This window comes from Labedella populi, assembly GCF_004078655.1.
In the GTDB taxonomy this organism is placed as follows: domain Bacteria; phylum Actinomycetota; class Actinomycetes; order Actinomycetales; family Microbacteriaceae; genus Labedella; species Labedella populi.
In genome coordinates this window covers 15816-27384 of record NZ_RZNC01000008.1, presented here as the reverse complement: position 1 = coordinate 27384, position 11569 = coordinate 15816, and the positions used below count along the sequence as shown (strand labels likewise).

12 protein-coding genes are annotated in these 11569 nt (G+C 68.4%); 5 read left to right on the top strand and 7 right to left on the bottom strand.

The features are described from left to right. The first annotated feature begins 41 nt into the window (after positions 1-41). Positions 42-494 carry a hypothetical protein gene (locus ELQ92_RS15230; RefSeq protein WP_128500183.1) on the top strand — a complete coding sequence of 151 codons (453 nt, stop codon included), beginning with the start codon at positions 42-44 and terminating at the stop codon, positions 492-494. Between the two features lie 28 nt (positions 495-522). On the opposite strand, the gene ELQ92_RS15225 is transcribed toward ELQ92_RS15230, so the two are convergent. Further along, positions 523-1422 (bottom strand): phosphodiesterase, encoded by a 900-nt coding sequence (locus tag ELQ92_RS15225; protein WP_128500182.1) that lies wholly within the window; start codon positions 1420-1422, stop codon positions 523-525. 102 nt (positions 1423-1524) lie between these two features. On the opposite strand from ELQ92_RS15225, the gene ELQ92_RS15220 reads away from it, so the two are divergent. Further along, on the top strand, positions 1525-1890 hold the full coding sequence (locus tag ELQ92_RS15220; RefSeq protein WP_243695073.1) for a gamma-glutamylcyclotransferase family protein: 366 nt from the start codon (positions 1525-1527) through the stop codon (positions 1888-1890). 28 nt (positions 1891-1918) lie between these two features. Here ELQ92_RS15220 and ELQ92_RS15215 read toward each other — a convergent pair whose 3' ends face one another. After that, positions 1919-3385, bottom strand: coding sequence for an NCS2 family permease (locus ELQ92_RS15215; protein ID WP_128500180.1), 1467 nt, complete (start codon positions 3383-3385; stop codon positions 1919-1921). 126 nt (positions 3386-3511) lie between these two features. Here ELQ92_RS15215 and ELQ92_RS15210 point away from each other — a divergent pair, with 126 nt between their 5' ends. After that, positions 3512-4864: a uracil-xanthine permease family protein gene (locus ELQ92_RS15210; RefSeq protein ID WP_128500179.1), complete on the top strand. Its 1353-nt coding sequence runs from the start codon at positions 3512-3514 to the stop codon at positions 4862-4864. A 66-nt stretch (positions 4865-4930) separates the two neighbouring features. Here the strand turns inward: ELQ92_RS15210 and ELQ92_RS15205 are convergent, their stop codons facing one another. The 4 genes from ELQ92_RS15205 to ELQ92_RS15190 all read right to left on the bottom strand — a co-directional run bounded on the left by ELQ92_RS15205 (position 4931) and on the right by ELQ92_RS15190 (position 7936). Continuing rightward, on the bottom strand, positions 4931-5266 hold the full coding sequence (locus ELQ92_RS15205) for a peptidase (protein WP_128500178.1): 336 nt from the start codon (positions 5264-5266) through the stop codon (positions 4931-4933). Further along, a complete protein-coding gene (locus ELQ92_RS15200) occupies positions 5263-6444 on the bottom strand; it encodes an inorganic phosphate transporter (RefSeq protein ID WP_128500177.1) in 1182 nt (393 codons plus the stop codon). Before ELQ92_RS15200 ends, ELQ92_RS15205 begins: the two co-directional genes overlap by 4 nt. 144 nt (positions 6445-6588) lie before the next feature. Then, positions 6589-7086: an 8-oxo-dGTP diphosphatase gene (locus ELQ92_RS15195; RefSeq protein ID WP_279432178.1), complete on the bottom strand. Its 498-nt coding sequence runs from the start codon at positions 7084-7086 to the stop codon at positions 6589-6591. Between the two features lie 10 nt (positions 7087-7096). After that, positions 7097-7936, bottom strand: coding sequence for an aldo/keto reductase (locus ELQ92_RS15190; protein WP_128500175.1), 840 nt, complete (start codon positions 7934-7936; stop codon positions 7097-7099). 38 nt (positions 7937-7974) lie between these two features. On the opposite strand from ELQ92_RS15190, the gene ELQ92_RS15185 reads away from it, so the two are divergent. Continuing rightward, positions 7975-10098 (top strand): S9 family peptidase, encoded by a 2124-nt coding sequence (locus ELQ92_RS15185; RefSeq protein ID WP_128500174.1) that lies wholly within the window; start codon positions 7975-7977, stop codon positions 10096-10098. Between the two features lie 84 nt (positions 10099-10182). Here the strand turns inward: ELQ92_RS15185 and ELQ92_RS15180 are convergent, their stop codons facing one another. Continuing rightward, on the bottom strand, positions 10183-11211 hold the full coding sequence (locus ELQ92_RS15180) for a 6-phosphofructokinase (RefSeq protein WP_128495885.1): 1029 nt from the start codon (positions 11209-11211) through the stop codon (positions 10183-10185). Between the two features lie 92 nt (positions 11212-11303). Between ELQ92_RS15180 and ELQ92_RS15175 the strand changes: the two genes are divergently transcribed. Continuing rightward, positions 11304-11561, top strand: a complete 258-nt coding sequence (locus ELQ92_RS15175; RefSeq protein WP_128500173.1) for a mycoredoxin — start codon at positions 11304-11306, stop codon at positions 11559-11561. Positions 11562-11569: the final 8 nt, after the last annotated feature.

The following is an 11569-nucleotide window of genomic DNA, read 5'->3' as shown; positions in this document are numbered from 1 at the left end:
CGAGTCCCTTTTACGATACCCCTCCCCTCCTCCTCACCGCCGTGCAACCGCGCGCCGACGCGGATGCGGACGTGCAGTACTCCCGGTTGAACACGACCCTCGGCACCTCGTTCGATGGTGCACGCGCCTTCGAGCAGCGCCTCACCTCGATGGCGTGGGTGGCCGGAGCGGCGGGCGCGCTGGTCGTCGGCTTCGTCTCCGTGCGCATCCGGCGGGTCGCGATCGCCTCGGCGCTGCACACGCGGGTGCCGCGTGGGTCGCTCGCCGCGGTCCTCGCTCTCGAGACCGCCGCTTGGGTCATCCCGGTCGCGATCGTGGCGGTCGGGGCCACGTCCGTCTTCGCGGCGAGCGGCGCCGCAGCGGATCGCGCGACGACGCTGCTGCTCACCGGTCGCGTCGTCGCCCCGGCGGTCGTCTGGGCGTTCACCGGCGCCGCGCTCGCCTTCATCACCACTCGCGAGCGGCATCTCTTCCGGTACGTGAAGGACCGCTAACGCTCGGACGAGGGATCCCCCGCTCGCGTCAGCGCTTGCGCGAGAACGCCTCGATGCGCTCCTCCGGCGTGAGCTCTTCCATGCGCGTGATGAACGCGTCGTCGAAGGTGTCGAACGTCGTGTGGTCGCCGAGCGGCACGACACTGTGGACGATCGTGTCGTCGTAGACGTGCAGCACCTGGAACGACTGGCCACCCGTCATGCCGTTGACGGCGCGCTGCGGCATCGCGAGATTCATCGTGTAACACGTGGCTGCGGACACGGACACGGGGATGCCGTGGAACGTGCCGTGGGCCGAATAATGCAGGTGCCCGCCGAGGATCGCGCGGACGTCGCGCCCGCGGAGGACACCGGCGAGAAGGTGCTGGTCACGCAGTTCGAGCAGGTCGAACATCGGCTGCGGAGTGGGAATGGGCGGGTGGTGCAGTGCGATGACGGTTCCCCGCTCGGCGGGACGCCGGAGCTCCGCATCGAGCCACGCGAGCTGCTCATGCGAGAGCTCACCGTGATGGAAACCCGGGACGCTCGTGTCGAGTCCGATGAGACGGAGGCCGTCGAGGTTCCAGGCCCGGTCGATCGGTGCGAGGCTCGGCGCCTCGTCGAGGAGGCCGACGCGCATCGCGTCACGCTCGTCGTGGTTGCCGGGCACCCAGCACAGTTTCGCACCGAGCGCCTCGACAGCCGGCTCCACGAGTTCGCGCAGACGCCGATACGCGTCCGGCTCACCGAGGTCGGTCAGGTCGCCCGTGAAGACGACGGCCGACGGCTCCATCTTCATGGCGGCGAGCTGGTCGAGAGCGGCCCGCAGGTTCTCGACGACCGGGATGACGCCGTACAGCGGTTCCCCTCCCGCGACGAGATGCGGGTCGCTCATGTGCACGATCGTCTGTCGCGCGGGCGGGTACTGGCCCATCTGAATCCTCGACATGCATCGAGACTAGCCGGAGCCCCTGACGCCGCTGGAGCCCTGACGACTCTGGAGTGCCGACGTCCCTCGGGACGCCTCGGCGGCGTCGATAGCATCGGAGACGTGGAACCGATCGAGCGCCTCTTCTCCTACGGCACGCTGCGTCTTCCCGCCGTCCAGGAGGCGACCTTCGGCCGCGACGTCCCCACGACGGACGACAGCCTCCCGGGCTTCCGGATTGCGAGCGTCACCATCACGGATCCACACGTCCTCGCGGTGAGCAGCACAGCGGTGCACCCCGCGCTCACGTGGACCGGCTCGGCGGAGGACGTCGTCACCGGCGCCGTCCTCGAGCTGAGCACGGTGGAACTCGCGAACGCCGACGAGTACGAGGTCGACGACTACGTGCGCGTCGCCGTCACGCTCTCCTCGGGCATCGCCGGGTGGGCGTACGTGCACAGGGACGCCCTGCCTCCGACCACGCCCTGACCCGGTCAGGGAGCGGTGGGAGGCGCCGTCACACGATGCCGAATGCCGCCTCGATCGGGCCGCGCACGAAGTAGATGAGGAAGCCCGCCGCGACGACCCACAGGAGCGGACTCACACTGCGGGCCTTGCCCGAGAGGGAGCGCACGAGCACCCAGCTGAGGAAGCCGACGCCGATCCCGTTCGCGATCGAGTAGGTGAAGGGCATCACGGTGATCGTGAGGAAGGCCGGGAGCGCGACGCCGAAGTCCGTCCAGTCGATCTCCGACACCTGAGCCATCATGAGGGTTCCGACGACGACGAGGGCGGCCGCCGCGACCTCGAGCGGCACGACCTGCGTGAGTGGCGTGAGGAACATCGAGAGCAGGAACAGCGTGCCCGTGACGACCGACGCGAGCCCCGTGCGGGCTCCCTCGCCGATGCCGGCGGCCGAGTCGACGAAGACCGTGTTGGAGGAGGTCGAGGTGGCGCCACCCGCGATCGCGCCGATGCCCTCGACGATGAGAGCCGGCTTCAGTCGCGGAAAGGTGCCGTCGACGTCGGAGAGGCGCGCGCCACGCGCCAGCCCGGTCATCGTGCCCATGGCGTCGAAGAAGTTCGTGAACACGAGCGTGAAGACGATCATGATCGCGGCGAGCGCGCCGATGCGGGAGAAGGCGCCGAACGGGTCGAACGCCCCCACGAGCGAGAGGTCCGGCAGGGAGACGATCGTCGTCGGCAGCACGGGTGTGTTGAGGTTCCAGCCCGCCGGGTTCGTCCCGAGCGACGGACCGACCGCGAAGATCGCCTCGGCGACGATCGCGAGGATGGTCGTCGCGACGATGCCGATGAGCAGCGCGCCCTTCACACGCCGGGCGACGAGGACACCCATGATGACGAGCCCGATCACGAAGATCGCCGTCGGGAGAGTCATGATCGACCCGCCCTCGCCGAGCTGCAGGGGCGGGGAGGCGACGCCCGAGGTACGGACGAACCCCGCGTCGACGAGGCCGATGAAAGCGATGAAGAGGCCGATTCCGACGGTGATCGCCGCCTTCAATTGCGCGGGTACCGCGGCGAAGATGAGCGACCGCAGGCCCGTCGAGGCGAGGACGACGATGATGACGCCGTTGATCACGACGAGCCCCATCGCCTCGGCCCACGTCACCTGACCGACGACGTTGACGGCGAGGAACGAGTTGATGCCGAGTCCCGCGGCGAGCGCGAACGGCAGTCGGGCCACGACGCCGAACAGGATCGTCATGACACCGGCCGTGAGGGCCGTCGCCGCGGCGACCTGCGCGGCCGGAAGCCAACCGTCGTTGACGTCGAGCGCCGCCTGGTCGGCCGAGAAGCCGCCGATGATGAGCGGATTGAGCACGACGATGTACGCCATCGCGACGAACGAGACGAGTCCACCGCGGACCTCCGTCGCGATCGTGGATCCTCGTGCACCGATCTCGAAGAAGCGGTCGAGCGTCGCCGACACTCCGCCTCGACCCCGTGTGGACGTGGACATGGTCCTCCTCATGCTCGCGTGAACCGCACCAGCCTATGGCCGAGGACACGTCCACCGTGACGCGGACGCCGTCCACCCTCCGATAGCATTCGACGACCGCACCGACCCCACGAGAGGACGAGCAGCATGCCCCTGCCCTGGACCGTACACGGAGACGGAAAGGACGTCGGTGCCCACGAGATCGTCATGCCCGGGGAGAGACTCTCCTGGCCCCGCACGATCGGGCTCGGCGCCCAGCACGTCGTCGCGATGTTCGGGGCGACGTTCCTCGTCCCCGCCATCACCGGATTCCCCCCGACCGCCACGCTGTTCTTCTCGGGGATCGGAACGATTCTCTTCCTGATCATCACGAAGAACCGCCTCCCGAGCTACCTCGGCTCGTCGTTCGCGTTCCTCGCACCGATCGGGGCCGCCATGGCCCCCGGCGGCCCCGGCATGGGCGGAGCCCTCTTCGGCATCTTCGTCGTCGGACTGATGCTCGCACTCGTCGGACTGCTCGTCCGCGTCACGGGCACGGGCTGGATCGACGCACTCATGCCGCCCGTCGTCGCCGGCACGATCGTGGCGCTCATCGGCTTCAACCTCGCTCCCGCCGCGTGGGGCAACGTGCAGCAGGGGCCGCTGAGCGCGACCATCACGTTGCTCGCCGTGATCCTCTGCACGGTGCTCTTCCGCGGCATCCTCGGTCGGCTGTCGATCTTCCTCGGCGTCGTCGTGGGATACATCGCAGCCGCGCTCCTCGGAGAGGTGAAGTTCGAGGCGGTCGCCGATGCGGCCTGGGTCGGCCTCCCCGACTTCTCGACGTGGTTCGGTGTCTTCGGTGACCCGGATTCTCTCCCCGCCTTCTTCGGTGTCCTTCCCGCGTTCCTCCCCGTCGTGCTCGTCCTCATCGCCGAGAACGTCGGTCACATCCGCGGCGTCGCCCAGATGACCGACTCCGCGCTCAACAAGCAGACGGGCAACGCGCTCCTCGCCGACGGCCTCGCGACGATGCTCGCCGGCGCGGGCGGAGGCTCGGGAACGACGACCTACGGCGAGAACATCGGTGTCATGGCCGCGACGCGTGTCTACTCGACGGCCGCGTACTGGGTCGCGGGCATCGTGGCCGTCCTCCTCGCCCTCTCACCGAAAGTCGGGGCGGTCATCAACACGATCCCGGCCGGTGTGCTCGGCGGCGTCACGACGGCGCTCTACGGTCTGATCGGCATCATCGGCGTGAAGATCTGGCTCGAAAACCACGTCGACTTCAACAAGCCGGCCAATCAGTTCACGGCGGCGACGGCGCTCGTGATCGGTGTCGCGAACTTCGTATGGGACGCGGGGAACGGCGTGAGCTTCAACGGCATCGCTATCGGAACGATCGCCGCGATCGTCGTCTACCACCTCATGACGGTCATTTCGCGTTGGAGAGGGACGGATTCGCCCGCCTCCGAACCGGCCGCTCCCGGCGCGTCCACCGAAACAAGTCGCGTCGGGTGAGCGTCGCGAGGAAAGAGGGCCCGTCACGATGACTCGTGACGGGCCCTCTCTCGGAGATCACACGTGTCACCCGCCGTGCAGGGCGGGGACGATCAGATAGATGCCGAAGAGCACGGCTGCGGCGCAGAGTGCGAAGCACGCATACGCGCAGTATGTCGCGAGTTGACGCTGCCGCGCCGTGAGCGGGTTCTTCCGAGCGGCCTTCGCGGCCTTCTTCTCGGCCGCCGCGATCTCGGCGGGCGTGAGCACCGTGATGGCGTCGGTGAACTCTGCCGGCACGACCACGGGTACGCGGCCGCCCATCACGAGCAGGCGCAGCCCGAGCGCGTAGAGGCCGACGACGACGATCGTGCCCGACAGGGCCGCCACGAAAACGATGACGAATGCCGCCCAATCGATCATCGGACGCTCCTCTTCGGCTTGGGGTTCTTCTTGATCTTCACGGCTTCACCGGACGCGGCGACCTCGCTCACGACGTTGTGGTGTCCCACCTCGTCCTTCATCGAGCGGAGGAAGATGAAGATGATGAAGCCGAGGCCGAGGACCGCGTCGACCATGACGCCCCAGAAGCCGAGGTGGGCGATGAACGCGGCGATCGCGCCGACGACGGCCGCCGACGGCAGGGTCAGGAGCCAGCCGATGCCGATCCGGCCGGCGGTCCCCCAGCGCACCTTCGAGCCCCGCCGGCCGAGGCCTGAGCCGATGACGGACCCCGACGCGACCTGCGTCGTCGAGAGCGCGAAACCGAGGTGGCTGGAGGCGAGGATCGTCGCGGCCGTGCCCGTCTCGGAGGCGAAGCCCTGTGCCGGCTTCACGGCGGTGAGCCCGGTACCGAGGGTCTTGATGATGCGCCAGCCGCCCATGTAGGTGCCGAGGGCGATAGCGACGGCACAGACGACGATCACCCAGAACTGTGGACCGTCGTGGTCGGAGTCCTGCAGTCCCACCGTGACGAGCGCGAGGGTGATGACACCCATCGTCTTCTGAGCGTCGTTGGTGCCGTGAGCGAGCGCGACGAGTGACGAGGAGAAGATCTGCGCATAGCGGAAGCCCGAGCGTCCGTCGGGCTTGCCGTCATAGCGACGCGTGATCGAGTAGGCGAGTTTCGTGGCCGCGAACGCGACGATGCCGGCGGTGACCGGAGCGAGAAGCGCGGGAAACACGACCTTCGACAGCAGCACGCCGTAGTCGATCGCGTTGACGCCGAATCCGACGATCGCCGCACCGATGAGCCCGCCGAAGAGGGCGTGGGATGAGCTCGAGGGCAGTCCGTAGAGCCACGTCACCATGTTCCACACGATCGCGCCGATGAGGCCGGCGAAGATGAGCTCCGGCGAGATCAGTATCCCCGAATCGCCCTCCCGGATGATCCCGTTCGAAATCGTCTTCGCGACCTCGGTGGACAGGAACGCTCCCACGAGATTGAGGATCGCGGCGAGTGTCACGGCGACCTTCGGCTTCATCGCACCCGTCGCGATGGGTGTCGCCATGGCATTGGCGGTGTCGTGGAACCCGTTCGTGAAATCGAAGAAGAGAGCCAGGGCGATGACGAGGACGATGAGCAGGGTGGCTTCTTGCACCGGGATTCTCTCGGTCGGGACACGTCGTCCCGTTCACGGAGTGTTCACGGGGATGTCAGCGGAGCGGACTTGCCTTGCCGGTTCGAAACGGCTCCGGAAATCCTCGCACCCGTCCGCTCGGAGGTCAATTCTGACCTGCGACGCTCATGCCCGTCCCGACCATCCCGGGTGATCGCTCCGCACGACCGAGCTGAGGTCCTCCCCGAATTCGAACGCAGCGTCCACGCGACCGCCCGCGAGCACGTCGGGGAGCCAGGCGCGCGCATCGTCCCACATCCGCTCGAACGGCACGCGACCGAGCGGCCACCATTCGGGGTCGAGTTCGGTCGACGGCTCACCGTCGCCGACGAACGATCGGCAGACGAAGACGAACGACCGCTGCGACCACTCCGGCTTTGTGGGGAACGTGTAGTCGATGACACCACGAGCCTCGAGCGCCGCGGGATCGACGACGATGCCGGTCTCCTCCGCCACCTCGCGGACGACGGCGTCCTCCGGCGACTCCCCCGGTTGGATCTTGCCGCCCGGGGCGACGGCACGACCGGCCCCGAGTCCCGTGAGCTTCCGACCGACAAGGACCTCCTCGCCCATCGATCGCCGCCGGACGAGGTAGCACACGACGACGTCAGGGTGGCGCTTCACGCCGACCGACTCACATCTCCTCGTGCGTCGTCGGGTCGCCGCCGAACAGGCGCCCGTCGGGACGGCCGAGGGCGGTGATTGCATCGACGTCGTCGGCGCTGAGTTCGAAGCCGAAGACGTCGAAGTTCTCCTTCTGGCGGGAGGGCGTCGCCGACTTCGGGATCGCGATGACGCCCCGCTCGAGATGCCAGCGCAGCACGATCTGGCCCGGCATCACGCCGTACTTCTCCGCGATCGTCGTGACGACCTCGTTCTCGTGCGGCTTCGCGGCCTTGCCGAGCGGACTCCAGGCCTCCGTCGCGATGCCGTTGGCCTCGTGGAAGGAGAGCAGGTCGGCCTGCGGGAAGTACGGGTGCAACTCGATCTGGTTCACGGCGGGGACGACACCCGTCTCGTCGGCGAGCCGAGTGAGGTACTCCCGGGTGAAGTTGGAGACACCGATCGAGCGGGCGAGGCCGCGCGATCGCAACTCGATCATCGCGCGCCAGGTGTCGACGAAACGGTCGACGGAGGGGTTCGGCCAGTGGATGAGGTAGAGGTCGACGTGGTCGACGCCGAGCCGCTCGAGCGAACCGGTGAGCGAGGCGATCGTCTCGTCGTAGCCGTGGTCGCGGCCGGGGACCTTCGTCGTGATCTGGACCTCGTCGCGGGGCAGACCGGAGGAACGCAGGGCCTCGCCGACCTCCTCCTCGTTCTCGTAGTTCACGGCAGTGTCGATGAGGCGGTAGCCCGCATCGAGGGCGGAGCGGATGGCGGCGACGCCGTCGTCGCCCTTCAAGGGATAGGTGCCGAAGCCGATGGTGGGGATCTCGTGGCCGTCGTTCAGTCGGACGCCGGGAATCGCAGTCATGTTCCGACCCTACGCCGCCGAGCGTTAGCGTTGGAAACATGACTTACCCCGAGCCGCCCGTCGCGGCCAAGCGACCGACCCTCCGCGAGCACCACGGCGATGTCTTCGAGGACCCGTACGAGTGGCTGCGCGACAAGGAGTCTCCCGAGGTCGTCGCCCATCTGGAGGAGGAGAACGACTTCACCGAGGCGAGCACGGCGCACCTCGAAGCCCTCCGCGGCCGAATCTTCGAGGAGATCAAGGCGCGCACGCTCGAGACCGACCTGTCGGTGCCCGTCCGGGAGGGGAGCCACTGGTACTACTCCCGGAGCTTCGAGGGCAAGGAGTACGGCGTGCACTGCCGCGCACCCATCTCCTCCCCCGACGACTGGACACCGCCCGAGCTCGACGCCGAGACGGAGGTGCCGGGAGAGGAGGTCCTGCTCGACGGGAACATCGAGTCCGCCGGCCACGACTTCTTCCGCATCGGCAGCTTCGACGTCTCCCGCGACGGCGCCTGGCTCCTCTACGGCGTCGACACCGAGGGCCACGAGCGCTACCTGCTGCGGGTCCGGGAGCTCTCGACGGGCCGTGAACTCGACGACGAGATCCCGGGCACCTTCTCCGGTGCGATCTTCTCCCCCGACGGCCGGTACGTCTTCTACTCGACGGTGGACGAGGCCTGGCGACCCGACACGATCTGGCGGCACGAGGTCGGAACGCCGGTGTCCGACGACGTCGTCGTGCACCACGAGGACGACGAGAGGTTCTGGGGCGGCATCGGGCTGACCCGGAGCGGCGACTACCTCGTCATCGGCCTCGGCTCCTCGGTCACGAGCGAGTACCGGATCGCCCCGGCGAGCGACCCGTCGGCGGAGTTCCAGGTCGTCTGGCCCCGCACCGAAGGCGTCGAGTACTCGATCGAGCACGCGCGCGTCGGAGCCGAATCGGTCCTTCTCGTCCTCCACAATCACGGAGCCCCGAACTTCGAACTCGTCGCCGTGTCTCCCGATGCTCCCGGCGACGGTCCGGCCGACGCCACCGTCGTCGTCGCCCACAGCACGGAGCGGCGCCTCGAAGCCGTCGACGCCTTCGCCAACCACCTCGCGTTCTCGTATCGGCGGGACGGGCTCACCCAGGTCGGGACCGCGGTCCTCGGGCCCGACTCGGCACTCGCCGACATCACGATCGACGAGCTCGCCTTCGACGAGCCGCTCTACTCCGTCGGCTTCGGCGGCAACCCCGAGTGGGAGCAGCCGACCCTGCGGATCGGCTACGGCTCGTTCGTGACCCCGTCGAGCGTCTTCGACTGCGACGTCCGCACTGGGGAGCGGGCGCTTCTGAAGCAGCAGCAGGTGCTCGGCGGCTACGACGCCTCGGACTACGAGCAGTCCCGGGAGTGGGCGACGGCGGAGGACGGCACCCGCGTGCCGATCTCCCTCGTCTGGAAGAAGGACGGGCGCACCGGACCGCGGCCGTTCCTCCTCTACGGGTACGGCTCGTACGAGTCGAGCATCGATCCGGCGCTCTCGATCGCGCGGCTCTCCCTGCTCGACCGTGGCGCGGGCTTCGCGATCGCGCACGTCCGCGGCGGCGGGGAGCTCGGCCGGGCCTGGTACGAAGACGGCAAGCTCCTGTCGAAGAAGAACTCCTTCACCGACTTCGTCGCGTGCGCCCGTCACCTCGTGGCCGAGGGCATCACGCGTCCCGACACTCTCGTCGCCGAGGGCGGGAGCGCCGGCGGCCTCCTCATGGGCGCCGTCGCGAACCTCGCTCCGGACGCCTTCGCCGGCATCCACGCGGCCGTCCCGTTCGTCGACGCGCTCACGACGATTCTCGACCCGAGTCTCCCGCTCACGGTGATCGAGTGGGACGAGTGGGGCGATCCGTTGCACGATCCCGAGGTCTACGCGTACATGAAGGGCTACTCGCCGTACGAGAACGTGCGGGAGGGCGTCGAGTACCCGCACATCCTCGCGACCACGAGTCTCAACGACACCCGCGTCTACTATGTCGAGCCCGCGAAGTGGGTCGCGCGGCTGCGCGAGGTCGGAGCGCCCGCGCTGCTCAAGACGGAGATGGTCGCGGGGCACGGCGGTGTGAGCGGACGGTACGCGCAGTGGCGCGAGCGCGCGTTCGAACTCGCCTGGATCCTCGACGTCCTCGTCCTCGAGGCCGCCTGACCGGATCGCGACTCTCGGCCGCAGGAACGGCGAAGGGCGCCCCTCTCGAGGTGCGCCCTTCGCCGTTGCGGGCTATCGCCGGGATCAGCCGAAGAGGATCGCGGCCTCGTCGTAGCGGTCCTGCGGCACGGTCTTGAGTCGGCCGACCGCGTCCGCGAACGGGACGTTGACGACCTCGGTGCCACGCAGAGCGACCATCGTGCCCCACTCCTCGCGCATGATCGAGTCGATCGCGGCCATGCCGAGGCGCGTCGAGAGGACCCGGTCGTAGGCGCTCGGCACGCCGCCGCGCTGCAGGTGACCGAGGACGGTCGCGCGGGACTCGACACCCGTGCGCGCCTCGATCTCGGGAGCGAGCATGTCGGCGATCCCGCCGAGCCGCGGGCGGTTGAACGCGTCGAGGCCCTTCTCCGAGTGCGCCGTCTCCATCGTGTTGAGGGTGAAGCCCTCCGCCACGACGACGATCGGGGCGCGACCGCGGTCGGCGACGTTCTGCACCCACTCGCAGATCTGCTCCATCGACTGGGGCTGCTCGGGAATGAGGATCGCGTGGGCGCCGGCGGCCATGCCGGCGTGCAGGGCGATCCAGCCGACGTGGCGACCCATGACCTCGACGACCATGCAGCGCTTGTGGGACTCGGCGGTCGTTCGGACGCGGTCGATGGCCTCGGTGGCGATCTCGACGGCCGTGTCGAATCCGAACGAGTAGTCGGTCGCGTCGAGATCGTTGTCGATCGTCTTCGGGACGCCGACGATCTTGAGGCCGGCGTCGGTGAGACGCTTCGCTGCGGCGAGGGTGCCCTCTCCGCCGATCGCGATGAGGGCGTCCACGCCGATGCGGTCGAGCGTGGCCTGCACGTTCTCGGGCCCGCCGTGGGGACCCTCGAAGGGGTTCGTCCGGCTCGTCCCGAGGATCGTGCCGCCTTGCTTCGACAGTCCGCGGACGGTGTGACGGTCGAGGGGCATCGTGAGGCCCTCGACGACGCCGCGCCAGCCGTCGCGGATGCCGACGAACGACTGGTTGTGGATCTTCGTGCCCTTGAGGACCGCTCCGCGGATGACCGCGTTCAATCCGGGGCAGTCGCCACCGCTCGTGAGCACACCAATACGCATCGAGTTCGCCTTTCGACTGTTCACGGCACGCTCGCGCTCGCGATCGCCGCCAACTCGACCCTAGCGCGTGAGAGCGGAGTATTCTGACAGGCATGGATTACACCCCCGAGGCCTCGAGCATCACCATGTTCACGACGGAATGGTGCGGCTACTGCGCCCGGCTGAAGAAGCAGCTCGACGGCGCGGGGATCGCGTACACCGAGATCGACATCGAGAACGTCGAGGGCACCGCGGACTACGTCGCGAGCGTCAACGGCGGCAACCAGACGGTCCCCACGGTCGTCTTCCCCGACGGTTCGACCGCAACGAACCCCTCCCTCTTCGAGGTTCGCGAACGCATCTCCGCCTGAGGGACGGG